The sequence below is a fragment of the Bradyrhizobium sp. SZCCHNR1093 genome (assembly GCF_032381175.1).
Lineage (GTDB): Bacteria > Pseudomonadota > Alphaproteobacteria > Rhizobiales > Xanthobacteraceae > Bradyrhizobium.
Map to the genome: position 1 here is coordinate 340,689 of NZ_JAUHJJ010000003.1, position 24,890 is coordinate 365,578.

Genomic DNA, 24,890 nt, shown 5'->3' on the forward strand with positions numbered 1-24,890 from the left:
TCTTCGATCAAGTTAGGGTTTGAGGAAACGCGCCCTCCTGTGTGTCCGGAAGCCCGGTCCACCGACAGGCCCATCCCCAAAGCATGAAGGGATGAAGGCCACGGGTCGCGAAACGCAACGCGGGCCGAAACCGGCCCGCGAGCAGGCGGGTTCTACGGGAGAACCTGCCGACTTGTCAAACCGCAACCGGCGCTTTTGCCGGCGAATCACCGCTGCGGCTCTCCCGCAACGGTAATTTTCTGCCGCGCAGCCGGGAATCCGGGTACGGCCTCCGCCGGCCCACGGCCGCACGGGGGTCCGGCCTTCAGCTCGGCCGCGATCTCCCCGTTCAGCACCTGCTCGAGCCGGATTGCGGTCCTGGCCATCATGGCGCCGTCGGTGACCCGGTGGTCCCAGCGGATCAGGATGGCCAGGGTATGGTCGGGCTGGATGACGTCGTAATTGACGATGAACGGTCCCGGGCTCAGGGCCAGCAGCTGGCCGCCACCGCAGGCGGCGACGCTGGTCACGGAGAAATTGCCGAACCAGTTGGCCCGCTGCCGGCCGAAGCCGAGCCCGACCCACCAGGCGAACCGGCGCAGCGGCAACGGCAGCCGGGTCGCCCGCATGATCTTGCGGAACATGGCGACGTCCTCGACCGGCGCCTCCTTGCCCTGCCGGATCACGGCATCGATCTCGGCCAGGGTCATGGTCTCCGGCCCGGAGATGCGCTGCGGCAGCACGCAATCCTCACCATGTTCGACCCGGGCGATGGTGACGGTGGCGACGCTGCGCGGCAGCTCGTAGAAGCAGGGCCAGGGCCATTTGACGTAGAGCGTGCGCAGCACCGGCTCGTCGCGGGCGACCAGGGCGAACGCCTTGACGAAGATCGCGGCGAAACCGGGCGGACGGACGGCCGCGGCGCGGGCCTCGAGCAGCGGGCCGATATGGATCGTACGCGCCAGCGACACGAACGGCACGTCACGCGAGGCATGCATCAGATCGATGATCAGACGGCGGTGCAGCGAGATCGGCTTGGTTGTTCCGCGCATCGTGAGATCGATCGCTCCCGCTGGTTTCTGTCTTGGCCGTCTCGCGTGGCCGTTGCTTGGTGGCTCCCGGCCTGGGCCGGTGGCGGGCCTCTGTTAGCACCGGGGCGCCGTGCAGCAAACGCCTCGTTTGGGCGTCAGGGCGCCGGCGAGGCGAGCGGCTTGGTCTTGTCGACCACCCCGAGCCCGGGCAGGGCCGGCGACAGGCCGAGAATCGTCTTTTTCATCATGGTGTTCCCCCCAACTCTTGTTCTTTGTTTGGAACGTGAAGGACCGGCCCAAGCCGGCCGCCGACTCTAGCGCTTGATCCCCTCGAAGCTCGCGGCAATGCCGCGCTGGAACAAGGACCAGTCGAAGCCGAGCGCCAGCGCCAGGTAGCCGCGCGCGATCATCGCATTGGCCTGATCGGCCGAGCGCGCGGCGCCGCCGATCGGCACGCCCGATCTGAGGATGCCGGCCTCGGCGCGCGCGATCAGGGATTTGACTTCGGGATCATCGAGCTGACCGCGCTTGTTGATCGAGGTCGCCAGGTCGCCGGGGCCGATGACCGCGATGTCGATGCCGGGCGCTGCCATGATCTCGTCGATCCGCTCGACCGCCTCGACATGCTCGATCGTCACCATGCAGATCATGTCGTCGTCGGCGGTCGCCATGTACTCGGCCATCGACACGTTCCAGCGAAAGGGGGCGTGGAACGGACCCCACAGACGGTCGCCGCGGGGCGGATAGCGCACGCTGCGCACTGCCTTCTCGGCCTCAGTGCGGCTCGAGATCATCGGGAAGTTGATGCCGAGCGCGCCGAGGTCCATCGGCGCTTTCGCCAGATGCGGCTCGTTGGCGGCAATGCGCACCAGCGGCACGCAGGGCGTGCCTGCTGTGGCGGTGATCATCGCATGCGCGGTGGAGAGATCGATCGGGCCATGCTCGAGATCGACGATGATCCAGTCGAGCTGCTGCGCCATGATGCGCACGGTCTGGATGCTCGGGATGGTGGCGATGGCGCCGAACGTCGGCTGCTTGTCGCGCCAGGCCTGCTTGAGGCGGTTGAGCGGTCGGGGCGCTGTGGACATCGGACGGTCTCCGTCAGGCCGGGACGCGGCCGCCGAAATAGGGCGTGAGCGCGCGGCCGAGCTGATGTGGCTTGTTCGAGGTGAAGATCATCGCGGAGTCGCCGTCGTCGGCATGGCCGGATGCTGGGCCCAGCAGCTCCACGACGCGGCGCGCGATGGCCGGCGCCGGATCAATCCAGGAGACCGGCCAGGGCGCGAGGCGTTCGAGCCGGTCGAGCAGCAGCGGATAATGCGTGCAGGCCAGCACGACCGTGTCGGTCCGGCCTGCCGGATCGGCGGCCTCGCCGGTGAAGCAGGGCGCGATCTCGGCGGCGATGGCCGCATCGCTGACCTGGGCGCCGCTGAGCGCGGCCTCTGCCAGCGACGCGAGATCCGGCGAGCCGACCAATGTGACGGTGCAGCCTTGCGCGAAGTCGCGGATCAGCGCGTGGGTGTATTCGCGCGCCACCGTGGCCTTGGTGCCGAGCACCGAGACGCGCCTGGTCTGCGACTGCGCGCAGGCCGGCTTGATTGCCGGCACGGTGCCGACGAAAGGCACGGCATAGGCGGCCCGCAGCGGCGCCAGCGTCTGCACCGAGGCGGTGTTGCAGGCGATCACGATCAGGTCGGGCCGGTGCGCGGCGATCAGTTCGCCCATCAGCGGCACCACGCGGGCGATCAGGGCCTGCTCGCTGTGATGGCCGTAGGGGAAGAAGGCGTCATCGGCGACATAGACGTAATGCGCGTCCGGCCGGGCGCGCACCACCTCGCGCAGCACGGACAGGCCGCCGAGGCCTGAGTCGAAGACGAGAATCGTCGGGCGGTGGGTCACGTGGCGAGTCTACCGGAATGGGAGGGGTGATTCAGTCGGTTTTTCTGCGGGGTTTGGCAGGAATGAGGCGTCTGGGTGTGTTCCGGCGGCGGTGGCGAAGGTTCAAAGCTGCGCATTGGGGCCACGGTGGCTGTCAAAATCTCAGTGTCATCCCGGCGAACGCCGGGATCCATAACCACCGGCGGGGTTGGGCGTGCGAGCTGGACGCTCCAGCGTGCGTCACACAACCGCTGCGGAGTATGGGTCCCGGGTCGGCGCCGCGCCAACGCTGACGCGTTGCCGCAGCTTGCCCGGGACGACAGTGGAGTTTGTAGGCACAGCATCTCATCCTCGCGCCCGCCTTCGCGTCCGAGTGTTGCTCGTCTGATCACCCTCTCGAGAATGAGGGCGCGGGAAAGGCCGGGTGCCGGTCGCACCCATGGCCCGCCTGCGAAAAAAATGCAGGCGGCAGGAACCACAGGTACGGGCCGGATCATCCGGCCTTCCCCGCGCGATGGCGTTACGGCTTATACGTGATCTCCCCGGGGATCGGCTTTATTGCCCCCGTCGCCCGCGCGCTCGTCGAACTTGCGCACCGGACTTGGCATCAGCACCGGGATGCCAGGACCACACGATTTCGCCGTGCGCATCGGATCGTTCGTCGGCATGATCGCTCACGCTGCAACCCGACACGCCCACCGCATCCCGCACCCAACGCTCGTGACGATCGCGAAACGCCCCTCAAGTGAGGCGGGACGGCGCGAAGGATAGCATATGATTCCGAAAAACAGAAGAAAAATCTTCGAGGCCGCCGGCCGAAACCGTGATCCCCTTGTAACGATTTGGCAAACCTGATTTTTGCTGCCGGCAATCCCGTCTTGCTGTCCCCGGGCGGAGCATGGTTCCCTGGCTGGATGATCGGGAGGTTGATGATCTGGGTCGTCGCGGCGCGGGCTCGGCTGGGCCCGTGCCGGACGCCGCGCGCTGGCGCGGATCATTGGCGCGTTGCAAGGGCCTCACCGAAATCCGTCGGGCCCCTGCGCCTTCCAAGCCTTGATCCAGTCATGCAGGATCTTGCGCGATATCCCAAGCTCGCGCGCAACCGGCAGAACGCCTTCGCCTCGCTCGACACGCTTGATCGCCTTCAGTTTGTAGGCCGTCGGAAATTGACGGTTCTTTCCTCTTGCTGCCACAGGTCATCCTCGGAATGCCTGTCACTTGAGATTATCGTGTCTCACTTGAGGGGTGCAGTCCAGCACTGTCACCGTAATAACCAAGGGAGCCGGTGCCGAAGGGCATATCTACTTCGATTCTGTCAACGGGGGCTTCTAGCATGGACTTCAGTAATCTGGGGCCTTTAGTGCCCGACACGGAAGCGAAGCAAATACGTGCGCGTCTTCTAGCGCGTCCTGAGGGCTATTTCGTTTCGGACCGCTCGGATGCAATTCCGATCGCTTGCAGAATTGAGTCAACGGAGCGTGCTGATGAACTTCAAGAAAGTTGGTTCTCTGGAGTTCAAGCTGTGATCGTCTATGTGGAGAATTACGAAACCATGATTCGTACCACCGCGCCGGCTGTGCTTCAGTTTCTGAAAGCTCGGGAGCCTTGGCAAGATTTTGACGTCTGCATCTTCGATGACGAGATAAGCTGGTGTGTCGCCTTGACTCACAACGATGAGGCGAAGCGGGTGAGACTGGTGAATTACGGTGACAGTGCTGGACTGCACCCCTCAAGTGAGACGCGATAATTTCAGTGACAAGTTACGGTGACAGTACACTTAATTTGACATGCGCCGTCCGAGCGTGCAAGGTGGCGCATGGCTCGCCTTGCCCGTGTCGTCGTCCCTGGTCTGCCGCACCACGTCACCCAGCGCGGCAATGGCCGGGCGCGAACATTCTTCGGCGACGACGACTACGCGCTGTACCGCGATCTGCTCGCGACCCATTGCCGGGCGGCTGACGTCGCGGTGTGGGCGTGGTGCCTGATGCCGAACCACGTGCATCTGATCCTGGTGCCGTCGGATGCCGACGGCCTGCGCCGGGCGCTGTCGCGGGTGCATCGCATCTATGCCGGCGTCATCCAGGCGCGCCGCAAGCGCAGCGGGCATTTCTGGCAGGGGCGGTTCGGCGCGGTGGCGATGGACGAGGCGCATCTGGCGGCGGCGCTGCGCTATGTCAGTCTCAATCCGGTGCGGGCGCGGCTGGTGGCGCGCGCCCAGGACTGGGTCTGGTCGAGCACGCGCGCGCATCTGCGCGGGCGCGACGATGGCCTGACCGAGCGCGAGCCCGTGAAGGCGATGTTCCCGGACATCGCCGAACTCCTGACCCGCGCGCCGGAGGACGAGGAGGCTCTGTTCGCGCGTCTGCGCGCCGCCGAGAGCATCGGCCGGCCGATCGGCAGCGACCGCTTCCTCACCCGCATCGAGAAAATGACCGGGCGCGTGCTCAAGCCGGCCAAACGTGGGCCGAAGCCGGCAGCGGAGGATTGAGCGGGGGACGTTGAAACGAGGCTTGCGCAGTTTTGTGCACTGTCAACGTAACCGAAAGTGGATGATCGATATCCGTTTGTGTCAGATGGTCCGCCAAGCTAACAAAGGGCACGCGTATGGTTGATGTAGCTTTGACTATCTTCATATTCGGAATGACTTGTTGGACGGACTGGTATTTTGGACGCTTAATTATAAGCGCCGTTCGATCCGGAACGTGGTCGATGAATGGCGCTATATTTAACCGATCGGCTCGTCCCGGAATGTACTACTTCGCTATATTCGGAGCCCTTCTGTTCGTGATCATAATGACGGCTGCGTCCTATGCGGTGGCCACGAAATGGCTGCGGCAGTAGTAGCTGGTCAAAGAACGATCAAAGGAAATTGACGATGGGAACCTTTGCGGAAGACTGGGCCGAAAATTTTGTTCGCGATTTGAGGGGCGCTCTAGATGTGCCTCACGGCATTACCGCGGGCTATAATGCCTACGTTCAAATGACAAACGCCTTTATGATCAATCAATGGACACCGTCTACGTGATGCTACTGATCACGACCCTCGTTCTGGGGTTCGTCGCAACCGTCCTATGGGGGACAGACTTCGAGTGGTTTGGGCGCGATGTCGAGGCTGCTTACATCTTCAAGCTGGTCGGCATCGGGCTGTTCGTGTTTTTCTTAATCGCGATCACTTTCGGCCTCCTCTGAGACTTCACAAACCCAATTTCGGTGACAGCACTGAAGACCGGAATCGCTGTTCAGAACGCGGGGGGCGGGCAGCTACGTCGGGATCAACGTAACCGATAACATTAGTATTGACTAATGAATTAGTGCTTGCTATTGTTTCTGCATGACCGAAGCTGAAACCGTTACGGCCGTCATGCGCGCCTTGGCCGACCCCACCCGGCGCGCGGTGTTCGAGCGCATCGTCAATTCCGACGAGATCACCGTCGTCGAACTCACCCGCGGCAGCACCGTCACGCAGGGCGCGATCTCCCAGCATCTGAAATCCTTGAAACAGGCCGGCCTGGTCTGCGAGCGCCCCGAGGGCCGCAAGGTCTATTACCGCGCCGAGCCACGCGGCCTGGAGCCGCTGGCCGACTGGATGAGCCATTACGGCGCGTTCTGGCGCGACCGCTTTGCCAATCTGAGAAACCTGCTGAAGGACATCGATCCATGAACCAAGCCGTGAATGCGGACACGCAGGCCATTGTGGTCGAGGACACCTTCCCTCATGCGCCCGAGGTCATCTGGAGAGCCCTGACCAGCGGCGAACTGATCGGCCGCTGGCTGATGGCGCCGAAGGGATTTGAGGCCGTCGTCGGCACTCGTTTCACCTTTCAGACCACACCGGCGGGCGAATGGGATGGCACCATTCATTGCGAGGTGCTGGAGGTCGTGCCGAACGAGCGGCTGTCCTACGCGTGGAAGGGCGGCCACGCCGGCAATGTCGGCTACGGCGCGAAGCTGGAGACGGTGGTCACCTTCAGTCTTTCCAAGGCGGACACGGGCACGCGCCTTCGCCTGGTGCATTCCGGCTTCGTAATTCCAACCAACGACACCGCCTATCGCAAGATGAGCGAAGGCTGGAAGAAGGTCGTCGCCAATCTCGACCGGATCGCCGGCGAAGAGGCGCCGTCGAAACAGCTGCACTGATGCCAAAGGAGAACGGTATGACCCAGTCCTATGCCGGCGGCTGCGCCTGCGGCGCGGTACGCTATGAGATCACGGGCGAGCCGGCCGTGATGCTGGACTGCCAGTGCCGGCAATGTCAGCGCGACAGCGGCACCGGGCATCAATCGCATTTGACCTTCGTCGCGGCGGAGGTGAAAGTCGACGGCGAGGTGTCGCATTGGCAGAGCGTCGGCGACGGCGGCACCGTAAAGCGGCGCGCGTTCTGCCCGACCTGCGGCTCGCACGTTCACCTGACATTTCCCGCGATGCCCGATGTGTTCATCGTTCCGCCGGCGAGCCTCGACGATCCCAGCCGCTACAAGCCGCAACTGGTGTCGTGGACTGCGGCGGGACAGGCCTGGGATCACCTCGATCCGGCGCTGCCGAAATTCGAGAAGATGCCGCCCAGGTGAGTTCGGTCGTTGGGGCGTAGGAGGGTTGACGATCGACATTGTAGACCGCCCGTGTCTTCGTCCGCGAAGGCCGACGATCCAGTGCGCGGTGACGTCTCGGTCCAATATCTTCTGCTGCGGAGTACTGGATGCTCCGCTTTCGCGGAGCATGACAGCCGTGGAGATCGTGATATCTCGACCCAGCACCCGCCGCCGATCTAGAAAATCGGTCGTCGATTCACCAGAACCTGAGCCGTGCCACCGGGTTGTACTCGGCTGCAGTTGAGCTCTAGGATCGCAAGATCATCCCCCACTGGCGGTACGATGTTGCGATTTCTGAATTGGTTCTTCCGAAATCGCGCGACCGGCGAGATCACGATCGCCCAGATGCCGAACCCCGCTCTGTGGATCGTGCTGGTGGGCAGCCTCGTGGGCTGGGTTTGGCATCCGCCGGGTCAGGCAGGCGCCAATCTGGATTGTCTCGTCAAAGCCGGTCTCTTCGTCTGGGCGTTCGACGAACTCCTGCGCGGCGTCAATCCCTGGCGGCGCTGCCTCGGCGCAGCCGTGCTGGCGTATGTGATCGCGACCGCGGTTTAGTGGACATCAGCGCGTTGGCCACGTGATGATGTGCCCGCTTGACATGCATCAACGGATGACGATGGCTACCGACCGATGGTCGGTGGGATGTCATCCGATGTGGAAGATTCAGGCGTGAGACGTCTCGCACGTTCGATGCGGGCCTTTGGTGCAGGAGCCGCAGCCCGATGAGTTCGGCCGTCACCAACGACGGGGGCCCCGCCGCGCCTCCTGATCGGTCCGGCGCCACCCCGGTGTTCCGCGCCCGCAAGCTCTCGAAGACCTATCGGATGGGCGAGGTCGAGGTGCACGCGCTGCGCGACGTCGACCTCGACATCTACGAAGGCGAGCTCGTGGTGCTGCTCGGGCCGTCGGGATCGGGCAAGTCGACCTTGCTCAACATTCTCGGCGGGCTGGACAGCCCGACCTCGGGCGAGGCGCAGTGGCGCGATCATCAACTGGTCGGCGCCGGCGATGCCGAGCTGACGCGCTACCGGCGCGAGCATGTCGGCTTCGTGTTTCAGTTCTACAACCTGATCCCGAGCCTCACGGTCCTCGAGAACGTCGCGCTGGTCACCGAGATCGCCGACAAGCCGCTCGATCCGCTCGAGGTGCTCAAGCTCGTCGGCCTCGAGCGGCGGATCGACCACTTTCCCTCGCAGCTGTCCGGCGGCGAGCAGCAGCGCGTCGCGGTGGCCCGCGCCATGGTCAAGGCGCCCGACGTGCTGTTGTGCGACGAGCCGACCGGCGCGCTGGATTATGAGACGGGGAAGGTCGTGCTCGCCGCGATCGCCCGCGCCAACGCGCAGCTCGGGACGACCACGATCATCATCACGCACAATGCGGCGATCGCCGGCATGGCCGATCGCGTGCTGCGGCTCGGCGGCGGGCGCATCGTCGGCGAGACGCGCAATGCGCGGCGCCTCTCGGCCGATGAGGTGCGCTGGTGAGCCTGCTGGACCGCAAGCTGTGGCGCGACATCGGCGCGATGCGCGGACAGGTGGTCACGATCGCGCTGCTGGTGGCGGCTGGTGTCGCCGTGTTCGTCGGCTCGGTCTCGACCTATTTGTCCCTGCGCGGCGGCTGCGAGCAGTTCTATGCCGACGGCCGGTTTCCGCAGATCTTCGTCACGCTGAAGCGGGCGCCGCTCGCGCTGGTGCCGCGGCTCAATTCCATTCCTGGCGTGGTCGCGGTCGAGCCGCGCATCGTGCGCGAGGTCATCGTCGATTGGCCTGCCGTCTCGCAACCGGTCTCGGCCCGCCTGGTGTCGCTGACCCATGCCGGCGACGAGCCCCTGGCGCGGTTGCATCTGCGCCGCGGCACGGCGCCCGAGCCGGGCGCCGCGCGCAGCGCCGCGGTCAACGAGGCGTTTGCCGACGCCAACGGCGTCAGGCCGGGCGGCGAGATCCGCGTGCTGCTCAATGGCCGGGTGCAGGGCTTCCGGATCTCCGGCATCGCCCTGTCGCCGGAATATGTCTACGCGGTGAAGCCTGGATTGCCGATTCCCGACGACCGCCTCTATGCCATTCTGTGGGTCGACCGGAGCGCGGCCGAGGCTGCCTTCGACATGAAGGGCGCATTCAACGACGCCGTGATCGCGCTCGCCCCGGGCGTCGATCCCAAGCCCGTCATCGAGGAGCTCGACCGGCTGCTCGAGCCCTATGGGTCGATCGGCGCGATCGCGCGGCGGGACCAGCCGTCGAACCGCTTTCTCGAGGACGAGCTGAACCAGCAGAAGGTGATGTCGATCACCATTCCCATCATCTTCTTCGGCGTCGCCACGTTCCTGCTCAACGGCGCGCTCGGGCGGCTGGTCGCCGCGCAGCGCGAGCAGATCGCGGCACTGAAGGCGCTCGGCTTTCCGACGCTGCTGCTGACCTTGCACTATCTCAAGCTGATGCTGGTCATCGTGCTGATCGGATCGGCGCTCGGCATCGCCGGCGGCTTCGGCTTTGGCCATGCCATGATTGCGAGCTATCAGGGGTTCTTCCGTCTGCCCGAGCTGCCATTCCGGCTGGCGCCATGGGCGGCGGTGGCCGGCGTCGCGATCAGCATCGCGGCCGGCGCGTTCGGGGTCATCACGGCGCTTCAGGAGGTCGTCGGCCTTGCGCCGGCGGAAGCCATGCGGCCCGCGATGCCGCTGGGATTCCGCCGCTCCTGGATCGAGCGCATCGTGCCGGGCAGGGCGTTCGGCGCGCGGCGGATGATGATGCTGCGCAACGTCGCGGGGCGGCCGTTCCGCTCGCTGTTCACCATCATCGGCATCGCCTTCGCGGTGCCGATGATGGTGCTCGGGATCTTCTGGCGCGATGCGATCGGCGACATGATCGAGCTGCAGTTCAACCTGGTCGAGCGCGGCAACGCCATGATCACCTTTGTCCACCCGGTCGACCGTGCGGTCCTGCGCGATCTGGCGCGCCAGCCCGGCGTGCTCGCGGTCGAAGGTCAGCGCATCGTTCCGGTGCGCCTGCGCGCCGGGCATCAGAGCTACCTGACCTCGGTGATCGGGCTGGCCGCGACGGACCAACTGCGCCGGCCGCACGATTCCGCGCGCCGTCCGATCGTGGCGGCGCCTGATGGCATCACGCTGACCCGGCGCCTTGCGGAGCGTCTGGCGCTGAGCGCAGGGCAGATCGTCACGGTGGAGGCGATGGAAGGCCGTCGCCGGCGGCGCGACGTTCCGGTCAGCGCCATCGTCGACGAGGCGGTCGGCATGGCGTCCTACATGGATATCGACACGCTCAATCGCTTCACCGGCGAAGGCGCGGCGGTCTCGGCGGCGAGCCTCCATGTCGAGCCGGCGGCGCTGGCTGCGCTCGGTGCGAGCTTCAAGACCATGCCGGCGATCGAATCGGTGACCATGAAGGCCTATGTCATCGCATCGTTCATGGAGAAGATCGCGGGCCTCGTGTTCGTCGTCGCCGGCATCCTGACCGGCTTCGCCGCGATCATCACCGTGGGCGTGGTCTACAACAGCGCACGCATCAGCCTGCAGGAGCGGGCCTGGGAGCTCGCCAGCCTGCGGGTGCTCGGCTTCACCCGCAGCGAGGTCGCGGGCATCCTGTTCGGCGAGTTTGCGCTGGACATCGCGGTCGGGATTCCGCTCGGCCTGTTGCTGTCGCGCGGCGTCATTGCGCTGATCGCGCACCTGCATTCCAGCGAAAGCTTCCAGATTCCTGGCGTGATCGCGCTGCAGACCTACCTGATCGCCACCGCGGTGGTCTTGGCCAGCGCCGCGATCAGCGCCATCATCGTCCGCAGGAGGGTCGATCGGCTCGATCTGGTCGCGGCCCTCAAGACCAGGGAATGAGCATGCGTCCCGTGTTGCGCCGCCTCGGCATCGTGTCAGCGTTCCTGGCGGCCGCCGCCGTCATCGCCTGGATGGCGATGCCGGGCGCAGTTCCGGTGGAGACGGCCATGGTGACCAAGGGGCGGTTCGTTGCCACCGTCGATGACGACGGCAAGACGCGGGTGCGCCAGCGCTACGTCGTGGCCGCGCCGCTCGCCGGCAGGCTGGGGCGCATCCGCTTCAAGGCCGGCGACCAGGTCAAGGCGGACGATGTGGTTGCCACCATCACGCCGGGGCCAGCGCCGCTGCTCGATCCGCGCGCCCGCCGCGAGACCGAGGAGCTGCTCGGCGCGGCAGAGGCCAACGTCGAGCGGGCCAAGGCGGTCGTGGCCCGAGCGCAGGCGCAGAGCGCGCAGGCAAGCGCCGATCTGGCGCGTACCACGGCCCTGGCCGCCAGCGGAGCGGCGACCGCGCAGGCGCGGGAGCGTGCCGAGCTCGCGATGCGGATCGCCGAGCGTGACCTGCGCGCAGCCGAATATGTCGACCATGCCGCCGAGCACGAGCTCAGCCAGCTCAGGGCGATGCTGGTGCGCTACGGGAGCAAGACCGATGCCGATGCGCCGGCGGATAGTTGGAGCGTGACCGCGCCGGTCGGCGGGCTGGTGCTGAAGGTGACCCAGGAAAGCGAAACGACGGTGCAGCCGGGTGCGGCATTGCTCGACCTCGGCGATCCCCACGATCTCGAAGTGGTCGTCGACGTGCTCAGCACCGATGCGGTCGAGATCCGTCCCGGCGCTGATGTCACGATCGATCGCTGGGGCGGCGCCGGCCGACTCTCTGGGCGGGTTCGCCGGGTCGAGCCGGCGGCGTTCACCAAGATATCGACGCTCGGAATCGAGGAGCAGAGGGTCAACGTGCTGATCGACATCGTCTCGCCGGCCGAGCAATGGCAGCGGCTCGGCGATGCCTATCAGCTCGATGCGCAGATCGTCGTCTTCACGCAGGAGGATGCGACCATCGTTCCGACCGGCGCGCTGTTCAAGCGCGGTGACGACTGGTCGGTGTTCGCGCTGAAGGATGGGCGCGCCGAGTTGCGCACCGTCCGGCTCATTCGGCGCTCAGGCCGGTTCGCCGCCGTGGCCGACGGCGTCGCCAGCGGCGATGTCGTGATCATCTATCCTAGCGACCGGGTGGCCGACGGCGTCAAGGTCGCGCCGCGCTGACCTGCGGCGCCGTCGGGCCCGAGAAGCGGCCGGCGATCGTCGTCAGCGCTGCGACGCCAACTCCCTGAGCCGCGCATGACGCGCCAGCGCATGCGCGATCAGACTGTCCATCAGCGCCGGCTGGGGCAGGCCGGTGGCCTCCCACATCTTCGGGTACATGCTGATGTTGGTGAAGCCCGGCAGGGTGTTCACCTCGTTGACGTAGACCTCCTCGCCGCGGACGAAGAAATCGACGCGCGCGAGACTCTCGCAGCAGAGCACGCCGAACACCTCGGTCGCCATTTTGCGGATGCGCGCGGCGAGACCCGGCTCGACCTGTGCCGGGACGTGCAGCGAGGCACCCGATGCGTCGGTGTATTTGGCCTCGTAGGAATAGAAGCCGTGGCTGTCGGCCGGCACGATCTCGCCGAGCTCGGACGCGGCGACCTTGCCGTCGGGATGCTCCAGCACCGCGCATTCGATCTCGCGCACCGGGCTGATGCAGCGCTCGATCAGGATCTTGCGGTCGAAGCGCAGCGCCAGGCGGCAGGCGGCGTCGAACTCCTCGGCACTGCGCGCCTTGGAGATGCCGACGGAGGAGCCGAGATTGGCCGGCTTGACGAACAGCTCGGACGAGCCGACGGCATCGACCGCCGCCTCATAGGTCACCGGGGAGGCTTCCGTCATGGTGACGAACGGCACGATCGGCAGGCCGGCATCGCGGAGCAGGCGCTTGGCGACGTCCTTGTCCATCGCCGCCGCCGATCCCATCACGCGGCCGCCGACATAGGCGACATCGGCGAGCTCCAGCGCGCCCTGCACGGTGCCGTCCTCGCCGTTCGGACCGTGCAGCACCGGAAACACGACGTCGAAGGCAAGCTCGCGCGGGGCGCCGTCGCCGATGACCAGCGCGCGGCCCCGGCCGGCCGGCAGCAGCACGATCTGTGGGCCGTCGGTCGGTACGGTCAGCGCCGCGCCTGTGCCGTCATTCGCAGCGTCGGCGAGCACCCAGCGTCCGTCGGTGGTGATGCCGATCAGCGTGACGGCGTAGCGGCCGGCATCGAGGGAGCGGAAGATGTTGGCCGCCGAGGCCCGCGAGACGTCGTGCTCCGCCGAGCGCCCGCCGAACAGGATCGCCACGCGCGTCTTTGTCTCTGTCATCGTCCTCATCCAGCCTGGTCTTTGCGGTGCGCGACCGTACAGCCAGAGGGCGACGCGTGGCAATTGAGGTGTTGTGGCCGGTGTGGTGGACAAGGCGACGCCGTCACGCGGCCGCGCTCACCGCCAGCCGATCCCTCCGTCCGAGCACACCGACGTCGTCCCGCCGGCATGCATGCAGCCGCGATAGAGCGGCGGCTCGATGAAGCGGCCGGACCAGATGCCGCGGCCGGCGCGGCGGGCGGCGCGCTGATCGGCGGTGTAAACGCCGCGCGAATATTGCGGCTCCTCGACCGCGAGCCCGCGCGACACCATGAACTGGCCGACATCCGTCGCGCCGGCGGCGCAACGCGCGACGATGCGGCCGTAGCGATCGCCGTCGACCGGCATGCAGCGCAGAACCTTGCCGCGCGTGAAGGCGTCCAGCGTGTTGGCGGCCAGCGCGCCGCAGCGATACGGCCTGCGGTCGCGGCCGCGGCAGAGCTGTGCGCTTTCGGGCGCGTCGATGCCCCACAGGCGAATCCGCTCGCCGTGAATGTCCAGCGTGTCGCCATCCACGATGCTGACGCGGCCAACGAGCTCAGCCGCTGCGGCGGGGAAAGCGAGGAGAAGCGGCAGAACGAGGCAGGGAAGGAAACGTCGCAAGATCGGCACCTGACGCTGAGAGGGGCGTGATCGCTCGCGGGGCGAATCGATCGCGGATCATCCCGATCTATAGCGAAGTGGAGTTGCGCGATTGTGTGGCGAGCGCAGCGACAGCAGGGGAGCGTGAATCCGCGCAGCTCGTCCAGGGAGCTTCGCGGTTCAGCGAAGGCTCGCTTTCTCTGTGCGCCCATCCTGCGCGCGGGCCGCGCGCTCGACCTCGGCGGCGAGCATGCTCAGATGCTCGGCCAGACGCGCGAACAGCTCGCGCTTGTCGCGGTCGGTGGCGAGATCACGAATGAGGGCGCATTCCGCCGCGTCGGCCCGCAGCTTGTCCGGCTGAGTCATCAACTCTGACATGTTCCGCTTCCCTGCCGCGCCGGCAAGTTTTCGAAACAACGGATCGTCATGATTGTTCCGAGTATCCACGTATTTTTCGAGCGGGTGCAGTCAGTGCCTGATCGGAGTACCTCTGCACGAATCCGAGGGGACGCGACGCTGGGTATTCGACCGCCTATCGCTCACCGGGCCACCATGTCGAGGCCGGATGCGCGGCCGAGATCTTGGTTTCGCGCAACGCCACCAGCGCGCTGCGCTTGTAGGGATGACCGCGAAGCCGCGAGCAATCCTGGCAGCGCATGTAGCGCTCGAGCTCATGGATTGGCGTCGTCTTGGCGCGCCTGATGATGTCGAGCGCGACGGTCTGATTGGTGTCGCAGCCGAGGCAGTGCACTTCCAGATAGTAATAGCCGGCGTTGAGCGCATCGCCGAGCAGCGGTGACGGCTGCGCCGGCCCCTTGTAGCCGAGCATGCGCTTATTCCAGGCGTCGCAGGCCAGACGATCCGCTTCCTTACGCGCACGCGCGGCCTGCTCCTGCGCGATGCGGATGCCGGCACCGTAGAGTCTCTCGCGCGATTTCGTCGTCATGGCCGCGATGATCGACGCTGCGGCGCTCAGCGGCAAGCCGCTAGGGTTAGCGCAGCGAGAAGCGCCGGATACAAGCTCTTTCGCGTGCAGCGTTCCGATACCGTTGTCTTTTCAGTTCGTCGGCGAGCCTGCGACGAGCTCATCGTGCAACGTCCGGCATTCGTGCTGGCGCAGACGCGACGCGGAGTGCGTGCCCGTGGCGGCGGAGCGGCTTCTCCCACCGCGCGGCATGATGCGTTCCGTCTGGCGCAACAGGGGTAGCCAAACGCAACGGCGCGGCAAAGGTTCCTAAAATATTTGCGCCCCGGCGGCAGTTCCTTCCGCTTGTTCCAGTCGGCATCCGGCGATAGACCTTGCCTTCGGGGTCAATCGTGCGCGCGGGTCGGAGTTTCTCAGATTGGATCGTTCGGAGCAGACGATGGTCGGCGACCACGTTTCTGCTCACCATGCTCGCCGTCGCGATTTCGACCGCGGGCCGGATCGGGCTGGATTATGCCGGCGCGACGCTGCCCTACGCGACCTTCTACCCGGCGGTGGTGTTCGCAGCGCTGCTCGGCGGCATTCCCGCGGCCATTTTTGCCGCCTGGCTGTCCGCCACCGTGGTGCTCGTCGGCTTCACCGATCGTCCTGATCATGCCGAGGCGATCAACCTCGTTGGATTCCTGAGCACCGCGGCGCTGATCATCTGGCTCGGGCATCTCTGTCGCGGCGCGCTCGTGGAGCTGAAGCGCAGCGAGCATGCGCGCGAATTGCTGCTCGGCGAGCTGAGGCATCGCGTGAACAATCAGCTCGCGTTGTTTCAGGCGATCGTCAGATCGAGCCTGTCGGGCGAGGATCGCGCCAAAGGGGAGGCGATCGCGCTGCGGCTCGACGCCGTCGCGCGCGCCAACAGTCTCGCCTGGTCGGACCACCGCCTGATGACCTTGCGCATGCTGCTCGACGTCGAGCTGCAGCCGTATCGCGCCTCCGGCGCCGTGACGGTAGACGGGCCGGACATGCCGTTGGGGCCGGAAGCGGTGCGCAATCTCGCGCTGGTGTTCCACGAACTCGCGACCAACGCCGTCAAATACGGCGCGCTGCGCGGTCAGGGCGGACGGCTCGAGGTCCAGATCGCGCAGGAAGGCGGTCGCGGCACCGTGGCCTGGCGCGAGCTCTGTCCGCACGCGATCGAGCCGCCTGGGAGCGAGGGATTTGGCGCGCGCATGATCCGAGCGAGCCTCGCAGCGATCGGCGGCAGCATCGAGCAGGATTTTCGCGACGAGGGTCTGGTCTGTCGGATCAGGTTCGAAGCGGCGATGTGACGGCGTGACGGCGTGTCGGCGGTCGGTACGCGCGGTCGCGGTGATCTCCGGACTCCAGCGCGGAGCATGCGCGTGTTTGCGTTGTTTGTCCGTCGCATGGAACGACGGTCGGCTTGATCGCCGGCACGAAACGCTTCACCATTCCCGGCGGAAGAACGAAGCGACAGCGCCGCATGGGCGGGAGACATCGGATGCAATGCTACGAGCTGCAGGGGCCCGGCGGAATCGATGCGCTGGCGCTGGTCGACAAGCCCGTGCCGCAGCCCGGCAGGGGCGAGGTGCTGGTGCGGCTGACGGCAGCGAGCATCAACTACCGCGATCTCCTGACCGTGAGGGGCGGCTACGGCTCACGGCAGAAATTTCCGCTGGTGCCGCTGTCCGACGGCGCAGGCGTGGTCGAGGCGGTCGGCGATGGCGTGTCGGCGTTCGCAGCCGGCGATCGTGTCGTCGGCAGCTTCTTCGAGAGCTGGACGGGCGGCGAGCCGAGCGAAGCGAAGATGCGTGGGGCGCTCGGCGGCGGCGTCGACGGCACGTTGACCGAGTATCGTGTCTTTCCGGTGCAGGCGCTGATCAGGACGCCCGCGCATCTCAGCGATGTCGAGGCCGCGACCTTGCCCTGCGCCGGCGTCACCGCCTGGAGTGCCGTGATCAAGCTCGGCGGCATCAGGCCGGGCCACACCGTGCTGACGCAAGGCACCGGCGGCGTCTCGATCTTTGCGCTGCTGATCGCGAAAATCGCGGGCGCGCGGGTGATCGCGACGTCGTCGAGCGAGGCCAAGATCGCGCGGCTGAAGGCGCTCGGCGCCGATGTCACGCTGAACTACAAGCAGGTGCCGGACTGGGGCAAGAAGGCGCGCGAGATCACCGGGCAGGGCGTCGATCTCGTGGTCGAGGTCGGCGGCGTCGGTACCTTGAACGAGTCGATCCGCGCCACCCGGATCGGTGGCACCATCGCCTTCATTGGCGTGCTCGCCGGAGCGCCGGCCTCGGAGCTGCGGCTGCCGTTGATGGTGATGCAGCAGCAGCGGCTGCAGGGCGTCACGGTCGGCTCGGTCGACGATCTCCAGGCGCTGGCGAACGCGCTGACGCTGCATCAGGTGAAGCCGGTGGTCGATCGCGTGTTTGCGTTCGGCGAGGCGCGCGAGGCGTTCCATTACATGGCGAGTGGCGCGCATGTCGGAAAGGTAGCGATCGCGATCGGGTAAGGGCGCTGCATCAATTTTCTCGTCATTGCGAGGAGCCGAAGGCGACGAAGCAATCCAGACTTGTTTGCTCGCCGCCCTGGATTGCTTCGCTGCGCTCGCAATGACGGCGTGAGTTGCGCTTGTTTTGAGCCCTGCCGGGATATGCGGTCAGCGGACCGTCTCTCTGCCATCCATCACCCCCTTGCGCGAGGGCAGCGTCATCGCGATCACACCAAGGACGACGCAGGCGAGCCCGATCCAGGCGCTCGGCGCGAGGCGCTCGCCGAGGCCGGCAACGGCAATTGCAACGCCGATCGGCACGCGCAGATAGGATTGCGCGGTGGCGCCGATCGAGCCGAGCGTCTGCACCAGGCGGAAATAGATCACCATCGCGGCCGCGGTCGAGACGGTCGCGAGCGCGGCCAGCGCCAACACCGAGCGCAGCGACGGTGCCAGCGTCCACGGATGGTCGACGACCAGCGCAAGCGGGATCAGGACCAAGGCGCCAGACAGCAGCGATCCCGCCGCCGGCAGCATAGGGTTGAGCCCCTTGAAGCTCTTTCCCATGATCGCGGCGCCAGCATAGCAGATGGTGGCGGCGACGATCGCAATCTGCGCCCACAACTCGCGGCCAAGCCCGCCCAGCGCCTCGGTGCCGACGATGAGGCAGGTGCCGGCGAGTCCGGCGGCGACGCCGACCAGCTTGCGCAGGGTGACGGGCTCGTGGTGCGTCACCAGCGCGGTCAGCAGGAAGGTGAAGATCGGCGAGGTGGCGTTGAGGATCGTCGCAAGGCCCGCCTCGACGGTGCGCTCGGCCCAGGCGATCAGCGTGAACGGCACGACGCTGTTGAGGCCGGCCTGGATCATGAAGCGACGCCATATCGTCCGGTCACGCGGCCAAGCGAGGCCGCTGCTGCGGATGATCGCGGCCAGCAGCAAGCCCGCGATCAGCGTGCGTGCCGCGATCAGGGTCAGCGGCGGGATGGTCTCGACGCCGATCTTGATGAAGGTGTAGGAGGCGCCCCACAAGGTGGAGAGAACGAGCAGGAGGGCGAATTCTGTCGTGAGATCGGAGCGGCTCTGCATGGTGCCTCGCGGGCGGGAGAGTGGCTTCTCCTAGCCGGGCGGCGGCGCGTGATGTTTCGATACGGGGCGAACTGTTCGTGGAAGGAAGCCGAAGCCATTCCAATCGGTGGATTGCGTCCCTGGATCGCTTCGCTGGCGCTCGCGATGACGGAGTCTGTGAGGCCGGCGATGTCAGCCACACCCGTCATTGCGAGCGGAGCGAAGCAATCCAGACTGGCGATCCGATGAAGATCCTGGATTGCTTCGTCGCCTACGGCTCCTCGCAATGACGCCGTTGCGAGCTTGCGCGGTCGCTCCGATCAGTTCGCCGGCATGCTCTTCTCGACCAGCTTCACCCAGTACGATGCGCCGGCGCTGAGGATATTGTCGTTGAAGCGATAGGCCGGGTGGTGGCACTCGTTGCCGGGGCCCATGCCGAGGAACACGAACGCGCCGGGGCGGGCCTCCAGCATGAAGGCGAAGTCCTCGCCGCCCATCAGGGGAATGGCGCGGTCGTTGACGCGCTCGTCACCGGCGACGTCGCGGGCGACGTCGGCGGCGAAGGCGGCCTGGGCCGGGTGGTTCATCGTCACCGGATATTTGCGCTCGTAGATCGCCTCGGCCGAGCCGCCATAGGCACGGGCGGTGGCCTCGGTGACCTCGACGATGCGCTTCTCGACGAGGTCGCGGATCTCCGGATCGAGCGTGCGGACGGTGCCGAGCATCTCGACGGTCTCGGGGATCACGTTGAAGGTGGTGCCGCCATGGATCGAGCAGATCGAGATCACCGCGGACTTCAACGGATCGACGTTGCGGGCCACGATCGACTGCAGTGCGTTGACGATCTGCGAGGCGATCAGGATGCTGTCGACGGCCCGGTGCGGGCCGGCGCCGCCATGGCCGCCCTTGCCGGTGACCTTGATGTGGATCGCATCGGCCGAAGCCAGCATCGCGCCCGGCGAGATTTCGAAATGGCCTTCGGGGACGCCCGGCATGTTGTGCATGCCATAGACCTCCTGGATGCCCCAGCGCGTCATCAGGCCGTCGTCGACCATTGCCTTGCCGCCGGCGCCGCCTTCCTCGGCCGGCTGGAAGATGACGACAGCGGTGCCGTCGAAATTGCGGGTCTCGGCGAGATATTTCGCAGCGCCCAGCAGCATCGCGGTGTGGCCGTCATGGCCGCAGGCATGCATCAGGCCCGGCGTCTTCGAGGCATAGGGAACGCCGGAGGTTTCCTCGATCGGCAACGCATCCATGTCGGCGCGCAGGCCGATGGTCCTGCCGGAGCCGGACTTGCGGCCGCGGATCACGCCGACCACGCCGGTGCGGCCGATGCCGGTCACGACCTCGTCGCAGCCGAATTCGCGCAAGCGGTCGGCGACGATGCCGGCGGTGCGATGGACTTCGTACAGCAGCTCGGGATGTTCGTGGAAATCGTGGCGCCAGGCGGCCATTTCGTCGGAGAGCGCGGCGATGCTGTTGAGGATGGGCATGAGGACCGGATGACTCGCTGAAGTGAATCGGAACGCTGCAGTGATGCGGCCAGGCCAGCCGACAGCACCGCGCAACGACCGACTATGACCCGGTCAAAAAAGCGAGGCAAGTTGCGGCCGGCCATGGCGCCATGCGCGGATGCGCGGTCACCTCTACGGACGATGCCGGGCGTTCCGGATTACGGAACGGGATTCAGGCGAGCGGGGCGGGGGCGGGCACGCGGGGGTATTTGCGCTCGGGCGGCACCTCCAGGCGGAAGGCCCGCAGCTTCGGCTCGTCCCACGCTGCCAACGGCGTGCCGCAGACGCCGCAGTCGAACCGCCCGGCAGCGCCAACGGCGGATGTCGATTCCGCGATCTCGTAGGCGGCACGGCAATGCGGACACGTCACGCTGGATATCTTCATGAGATCACGCTCCCACACATCTCGACCAGACACCTTGAACCGGATCAATGCGCTCCATGAACCGACGTCATCGCGTCCGATCGTCACGCCTCCTCGGCCTGCCACGGCGTCGGCGCCTTGGTGAAGGCGCGCCACGCCTCGCGCAACGGCTGCTCCACGCCGGCCATGGCATGCGTCTGCCAGCCGGTGATCGCGGCGGCCGCGATCGCCGCGTCGGTGGAGGTGGTGCCGAGGGTCTCGATCACGCCGGCGGTGACCGCCATGTCGTTGTAGTGGCCAAGCTGTTCCTGGAAACCGGCGAGCGTCCTGGCATATTTCTTCGCCGATTTGCTCGCGCCGTAGAGCGGCAGCAGGAAGTCGATGCTGTAGCGCAGCTTCTTCAGCGCGAGACGCAGCCGGTGGCGCCGCTCGGCCGGCAGCTTCTTGAAGCGGCGGCCGCGCTTGAGCACCTTCTGGTGGCGCTCCGACAGGACGGGCCCGGCGAAATCGATCGCGGGCGCCGCGAGGCGTCGGAGATCGTCGGGGGAGACGTCGTTGCGCCAGCCGCGGGTCTCGATCCATTCGCCGAGGCCGAGCACGAAAGCGGCGCAGCGGCGCTCGGCAAGCGCGATGCGCAGCGTGCGATAGGCGAGTTCGCGCCGCCGCTCGGCGAGCGACCGGAGCGAGTCGAAGCCTGCAACCGTGGGGCACGCCTCGGCGATCTCGGGCAGCGTATCGTTCAGGAACACGTCGAGGTCGCGCGCCGCCGAGAGGCTCTGTGCCAGCCAGCGCGCATCCGCCTCGAGACCGTCGAGCGTCGCCGAGGTCCCGAGCGGCCGCATCAGGTGCAACGCGGCGCGCAGGCGGCGCAGCGCTACCCGCAACTGATGCACGCCTTCCGTATCGCGTCCGTCGTCTGCTGCAGGCATTGCCTGCAGCAGATGACGCAGGCTGCCGCGCAGGACGACGGCGAAGCTCTCGTCGAGAGACACCGCCGGATCGAGGCGCAGCTTGCGCGGCTTTTCGGCCCCCGGCGCTGCTCCGGCTGCGAGGTCGAAACCGCGCGCGGATTTGCTGCGGATCGAAGGTCTGATCGGTCCGTGATCGGCGATGCGCTGCGCGATCTCGTAGATGGCGGCGGGGTTGCCGCTTTTGAGCTCCAGCTCGATCTCGCTCACGATCTCACGGTGCTCGCCGGCCTTGATGACACCGCTGTCGAACGCGATCTCGATGGTCGCGCCGGGCACGTCGAGCATGCGCGCGTGACGATGCACGTCGGCCGTGAACACCGCCTCGAGCGTTGCATCGGCCAGCGCGGAGCGAAGCTCCTCCGGCAGCAGCGCGGCCGCCAGCACCGGATCGGGCGCCAGCGAGCTGACGCTGGCCTCCCACTCTCCGCGCTTGAGCGGGTCGTCGCTGTGCTGCTCTTTCACGGTCTGCACGAAGCGCGAGCCGCTCTGGCGCACCCGCAAGGTGAAGCCGTTCTTCCACAGCATGCGCTTCGGCGTGTCGTAGTAGACCGATGTCAGATGCTTGCGCGAACCCTTGTTGCGCGCATGCGCGGTAACGACCGGTGCGTTGTTGAAGCCGGCGAGTTGATCGGGCGCGACGAGGAGCTTCAGCTCGATCTCATGGCCGGCGCCGGCCGCGGGATCCGGCAAGGACGGCGTCACGACCTCCACGCCCGGCGCCACGGCATTCCCCCGTGTGACCGCGTGATCGGCAAGGTGCTGTGCAGTCAAGCTATCGGCGGCGCCACCGGGATCGCTGCTCGCCGAGTCACCACTATCCCGCAGGCCGACCGCATGGCCACTGCCGTGGATCGACGCCGTTGCGTTCGAATCGGGCATGTGTCGATTCTGTAACCGTTTAGTGACAGTCATCTCTCGTATAGCTGCAGCCGGCACAAAGGGACAGTGGCATTTCTCGCAGGCGGCTGACGATGCTCGACGCGCCTGCGCTTATCGGTCGCATTTTTTGTTGCTACTTCAATGACAAGTGCTCGCGCTTGCGGCCGGCGGGCGCTCACGAAGATATGTCCCTCGTAGCCGCGCAATGCACCGTGGCGCGGCCGCGCTGCCACAGCGGGAACTCAGATCGAGCCGGTCAGCATGAAACGCGTGGCGATGAAGACGGCGGCTGCGGTGGTCGCAATGCTCGCGGCGGCCACGAGACCGCGGCCGCGTCGCGCCAGCGCGCGGGAGCATTCGCGCGGATCCTGCGTCGGATCGATGGGTATGCGCCGGCTGCGCCGGTGGCGCACCGCCTGCACCCAGAAGGCAAGCGCGGCGATGCCCGTTGCGACCGCAAACACGGTCGTCACGCCGGCGGCAAAGCCGAGATCGACACCGACGCTCTCCAGCATGGCCCGCAGATGCACCGCGAAGCGTGCCAGGAGAGTTGCGGCATAATCGGCGGCCGCGGCACCCGTATAGAGCAGAACCGCCGTCCACACGACCGCGGCCATCGCAATCAGGATCGACAGCAGGACTGCGAGCCCGTCGCCGGCCATGAAGCCGATCGAGGCGGCGATCAGCGCCAACGCCGGCATCACGTTGCCCATGGGGATCGGAAGGATGATGGTGACGGCCATCAGCAGCAGGGGCAGCGCGAGCAGCATCCGCGCCGGCCGGCCGGTCAGCCAGACCAGCCGGTCCTCACGCAGGCCGCGCTCGGCAAAGCCCGCCCAATCGAGTCCGGCACGGATCACCTTGCGCAGCAGCCGCTGCGGCACCGGCCGGCGGCGCAGCAGCTCGGGCAGCCATAGCCGCTCGGCGCCGAGCAGGATCTGCAGTGCGACGAGAGCCACCAAGGTGCCGAACACCATGCCGAACGGGCCGGGCAATGGGATCAACGCCGGCAAGGTCAGCAGCAGCAACGTCAGGCCGAGACCTTCCGACTCCAGCCGGTCGAACAATTCGCCGATGGACGGCTCCTCGGACCGCACCGTGCGGGCGATCGCGAGCAGCCGGCGGCTGATTGGCCCGTTGTGACGGCGCGGCGCCGACGAGTCCTCATCGTTGGATGCGACATCATTCATCACCACGCGGCAACCTCATGTCCTCTGGCCTGCGTCACTTCATCTGCTCGACGGCAGGCCGCGTCTTCCACAGCGAATAGGCGATACCCGCGCCGAGCAGACCGAAGGTGATGCCGAGCGAGAGGGCGGGCGGAAACTTCTCGAGCCCGAGCAGGTCGGCAAGGAAGATCTTCGAGCCGATGAAGATCAGCACTGCCGCCAGCGCCAGCTTCAAATACTGGAAGCAATCGACCATCGCGGCAAGCGCGAAATAGAGCGCGCGCAGGCCGAGGATCGCGAAGATGTTCGAGGTGTAGACCACGAACGGGTCGGTCGAGATCGCGAAGATCGCGGGCACGGAGTCGACGGCGAAGACGACGTCGGCGAACTCGATCAGGATCAGCGCCAGGAACAGCGGCGTCATGAACCAGGTCGGCCTGCCGCTTGCATCCGGCTGGCGAACGAAGAAACGCTCCTCGTGCAGGCGGTCGGTGACGTCGAAGCGACGGCGCACCCAGGCCAGTGCCGGATTGGAGCCGATGTCGTGCGGCTTGTCCTTGAACACCAGCATCTTGATGCCGGTCGCGACCAGGAACAGCGCGAACAGATAGAGCACCCAACTCGCCTGAGCGACGATCACGGCGCCAAGGCCGATCATGATCGCGCGCAGCACGATGACGCCGACGATGCCCCAGAACAGCACGCGGTGCTGATAGGCGCGCGGGATCGAGAAGTAGCTGAAGATCATGGCGATGACGAAGACGTTGTCCATCGCCAGCGCCTTCTCGATCGTGAACGCGGTGAGATAGGCGGTGCCGGCCTCGCCGCCGAGCTGCCACCATACCCAGCCGCCGAAGGCCAGGGCGAGCATGATGTAGATGGCGCTCATGACGAGGCTCTCGCGCACCGAGATCTCGCGCGTCTTGCGATGGAGGACGCCGAGATCGAAGACGAGGAGGGCGAGCACGATTGCAAGGAAGGCGAGCCACATCCAGACGGGCTTGCCGGCAAACGCGATGAGCAGGAATTCCACGACGGGTCCTCTTCAGGCCGGTGAAATTGATGTCAGGTCCGACATCGTGAGCGCACCGGCAGCTTCACCAGAGGGGCCCGGACCAGGGGTAGGGAACGGACGTATGTGTGTCCCGATCGGTTTTCAAGAGCCAGCCCCTTGCGTCCACGTTCAGCAAGATGAACGTGGAGGTGCGACAGA

General features: G+C 66.4%; 26 protein-coding genes. 12 read left to right on the top strand and 14 right to left on the bottom strand.

Going from position 1 to position 24,890, the window contains the following annotated elements:
- Nucleotides 1-206: 206 nt before the first annotated feature.
- The 4 genes from QX070_RS12580 to QX070_RS12595 all read right to left on the bottom strand — a co-directional run bounded on the left by QX070_RS12580 (nucleotide 207) and on the right by QX070_RS12595 (nucleotide 4,081).
- Nucleotides 207-1,031, bottom strand: a complete 825-nt coding sequence (locus QX070_RS12580; RefSeq protein WP_315737363.1) for an acyltransferase — start codon at nucleotides 1,029-1,031, stop codon at nucleotides 207-209.
- A 293-nt stretch (nucleotides 1,032-1,324) separates the two neighbouring features.
- The gene (locus tag QX070_RS12585; protein WP_315737364.1) at nucleotides 1,325-2,098 is read right to left on the bottom strand and encodes an HpcH/HpaI aldolase family protein; all 774 of its coding nucleotides are present in this window, start codon (nucleotides 2,096-2,098) and stop codon (nucleotides 1,325-1,327) included.
- 13 nt (nucleotides 2,099-2,111) lie between these two features.
- Nucleotides 2,112-2,909, bottom strand: coding sequence for a glutamate racemase (murI, locus tag QX070_RS12590; protein WP_315737365.1), 798 nt, complete (start codon nucleotides 2,907-2,909; stop codon nucleotides 2,112-2,114).
- 995 nt (nucleotides 2,910-3,904) lie between these two features.
- Complete coding sequence (locus tag QX070_RS12595; protein WP_315737366.1) at nucleotides 3,905-4,081, bottom strand: helix-turn-helix domain-containing protein; 177 nt, start codon at nucleotides 4,079-4,081, stop codon at nucleotides 3,905-3,907.
- 140 nt (nucleotides 4,082-4,221) lie between these two features.
- Between QX070_RS12595 and QX070_RS12600 the strand changes: the two genes are divergently transcribed.
- From QX070_RS12600 to QX070_RS12645, 10 genes are all read left to right on the top strand, one after another.
- The gene (locus QX070_RS12600; RefSeq protein ID WP_315737367.1) at nucleotides 4,222-4,635 is read left to right on the top strand and encodes a hypothetical protein; all 414 of its coding nucleotides are present in this window, start codon (nucleotides 4,222-4,224) and stop codon (nucleotides 4,633-4,635) included.
- Nucleotides 4,636-4,704: 69 nt separating this feature from the next.
- Nucleotides 4,705-5,376, top strand: coding sequence for a transposase (locus tag QX070_RS12605; RefSeq protein ID WP_315737368.1), 672 nt, complete (start codon nucleotides 4,705-4,707; stop codon nucleotides 5,374-5,376).
- Between the two features lie 518 nt (nucleotides 5,377-5,894).
- Entirely contained in the window at nucleotides 5,895-6,077 is a 183-nt protein-coding gene (locus QX070_RS12610) for a hypothetical protein (protein ID WP_315737369.1), read from the top strand.
- Between the two features lie 142 nt (nucleotides 6,078-6,219).
- Complete coding sequence (locus QX070_RS12615) at nucleotides 6,220-6,549, top strand: metalloregulator ArsR/SmtB family transcription factor (protein ID WP_315737370.1); 330 nt, start codon at nucleotides 6,220-6,222, stop codon at nucleotides 6,547-6,549.
- Complete coding sequence (locus tag QX070_RS12620; RefSeq protein ID WP_315737371.1) at nucleotides 6,546-7,025, top strand: SRPBCC domain-containing protein; 480 nt, start codon at nucleotides 6,546-6,548, stop codon at nucleotides 7,023-7,025. The genes QX070_RS12615 and QX070_RS12620 overlap by 4 nt, the downstream gene beginning before the upstream one ends.
- A 17-nt stretch (nucleotides 7,026-7,042) precedes the next feature.
- Complete coding sequence (locus QX070_RS12625; RefSeq protein WP_315737372.1) at nucleotides 7,043-7,456, top strand: GFA family protein; 414 nt, start codon at nucleotides 7,043-7,045, stop codon at nucleotides 7,454-7,456.
- A gap of 303 nt (nucleotides 7,457-7,759) precedes the next feature.
- Nucleotides 7,760-8,032 carry a hypothetical protein gene (locus tag QX070_RS12630; protein WP_315737373.1) on the top strand — a complete coding sequence of 91 codons (273 nt, stop codon included), beginning with the start codon at nucleotides 7,760-7,762 and terminating at the stop codon, nucleotides 8,030-8,032.
- Nucleotides 8,033-8,199: 167 nt separating this feature from the next.
- A complete protein-coding gene (locus tag QX070_RS12635) occupies nucleotides 8,200-8,961 on the top strand; it encodes an ABC transporter ATP-binding protein (RefSeq protein WP_315737374.1) in 762 nt (253 codons plus the stop codon).
- Complete coding sequence (locus QX070_RS12640) at nucleotides 8,955-11,321, top strand: ABC transporter permease (RefSeq protein ID WP_315737720.1); 2,367 nt, start codon at nucleotides 8,955-8,957, stop codon at nucleotides 11,319-11,321. Before QX070_RS12635 ends, QX070_RS12640 begins: the two co-directional genes overlap by 7 nt.
- A 2-nt stretch (nucleotides 11,322-11,323) precedes the next feature.
- A complete protein-coding gene (locus QX070_RS12645; protein ID WP_409999167.1) occupies nucleotides 11,324-12,523 on the top strand; it encodes an efflux RND transporter periplasmic adaptor subunit in 1,200 nt (399 codons plus the stop codon).
- Nucleotides 12,524-12,565: 42 nt separating this feature from the next.
- Here QX070_RS12645 and QX070_RS12650 read toward each other — a convergent pair whose 3' ends face one another.
- The 4 genes from QX070_RS12650 to QX070_RS12665 form a co-directional block, all read right to left on the bottom strand.
- Nucleotides 12,566-13,663: a D-alanine--D-alanine ligase family protein gene (locus QX070_RS12650; RefSeq protein WP_315737376.1), complete on the bottom strand. Its 1,098-nt coding sequence runs from the start codon at nucleotides 13,661-13,663 to the stop codon at nucleotides 12,566-12,568.
- Between the two features lie 117 nt (nucleotides 13,664-13,780).
- Nucleotides 13,781-14,305: a thermonuclease family protein gene (locus QX070_RS12655; protein ID WP_409999163.1), complete on the bottom strand. Its 525-nt coding sequence runs from the start codon at nucleotides 14,303-14,305 to the stop codon at nucleotides 13,781-13,783.
- A 159-nt stretch (nucleotides 14,306-14,464) separates the two neighbouring features.
- Nucleotides 14,465-14,650 (bottom strand): hypothetical protein, encoded by a 186-nt coding sequence (locus QX070_RS12660; protein WP_315737722.1) that lies wholly within the window; start codon nucleotides 14,648-14,650, stop codon nucleotides 14,465-14,467.
- A gap of 166 nt (nucleotides 14,651-14,816) precedes the next feature.
- Nucleotides 14,817-15,230, bottom strand: coding sequence for a hypothetical protein (locus tag QX070_RS12665; RefSeq protein ID WP_315737377.1), 414 nt, complete (start codon nucleotides 15,228-15,230; stop codon nucleotides 14,817-14,819).
- A gap of 446 nt (nucleotides 15,231-15,676) precedes the next feature.
- Here QX070_RS12665 and QX070_RS12670 point away from each other — a divergent pair, with 446 nt between their 5' ends.
- The gene (locus tag QX070_RS12670; protein ID WP_315737378.1) at nucleotides 15,677-16,531 is read left to right on the top strand and encodes an HWE histidine kinase domain-containing protein; all 855 of its coding nucleotides are present in this window, start codon (nucleotides 15,677-15,679) and stop codon (nucleotides 16,529-16,531) included.
- Between the two features lie 191 nt (nucleotides 16,532-16,722).
- On the top strand, nucleotides 16,723-17,736 hold the full coding sequence (locus QX070_RS12675; protein ID WP_315737379.1) for an NAD(P)-dependent alcohol dehydrogenase: 1,014 nt from the start codon (nucleotides 16,723-16,725) through the stop codon (nucleotides 17,734-17,736).
- A gap of 147 nt (nucleotides 17,737-17,883) precedes the next feature.
- Here QX070_RS12675 and QX070_RS12680 read toward each other — a convergent pair whose 3' ends face one another.
- The 6 genes from QX070_RS12680 to QX070_RS12705 form a co-directional block, all read right to left on the bottom strand.
- Entirely contained in the window at nucleotides 17,884-18,801 is a 918-nt protein-coding gene (locus QX070_RS12680) for a DMT family transporter (RefSeq protein ID WP_315737380.1), read from the bottom strand.
- A 299-nt stretch (nucleotides 18,802-19,100) separates the two neighbouring features.
- Nucleotides 19,101-20,273, bottom strand: coding sequence for a M20 aminoacylase family protein (locus QX070_RS12685; protein WP_315737381.1), 1,173 nt, complete (start codon nucleotides 20,271-20,273; stop codon nucleotides 19,101-19,103).
- A gap of 193 nt (nucleotides 20,274-20,466) precedes the next feature.
- Entirely contained in the window at nucleotides 20,467-20,679 is a 213-nt protein-coding gene (locus QX070_RS12690) for an MJ0042-type zinc finger domain-containing protein (RefSeq protein ID WP_315737382.1), read from the bottom strand.
- An 83-nt stretch (nucleotides 20,680-20,762) separates the two neighbouring features.
- The gene (locus tag QX070_RS12695; protein ID WP_315737383.1) at nucleotides 20,763-22,508 is read right to left on the bottom strand and encodes a CHAD domain-containing protein; all 1,746 of its coding nucleotides are present in this window, start codon (nucleotides 22,506-22,508) and stop codon (nucleotides 20,763-20,765) included.
- A 242-nt stretch (nucleotides 22,509-22,750) separates the two neighbouring features.
- Nucleotides 22,751-23,704 carry an exopolysaccharide biosynthesis protein gene (locus QX070_RS12700; RefSeq protein WP_315737384.1) on the bottom strand — a complete coding sequence of 318 codons (954 nt, stop codon included), beginning with the start codon at nucleotides 23,702-23,704 and terminating at the stop codon, nucleotides 22,751-22,753.
- 28 nt (nucleotides 23,705-23,732) lie between these two features.
- A complete protein-coding gene (locus QX070_RS12705; protein ID WP_315737385.1) occupies nucleotides 23,733-24,710 on the bottom strand; it encodes a TerC family protein in 978 nt (325 codons plus the stop codon).
- Between the last annotated feature and the right edge of the window lie 180 nt (nucleotides 24,711-24,890).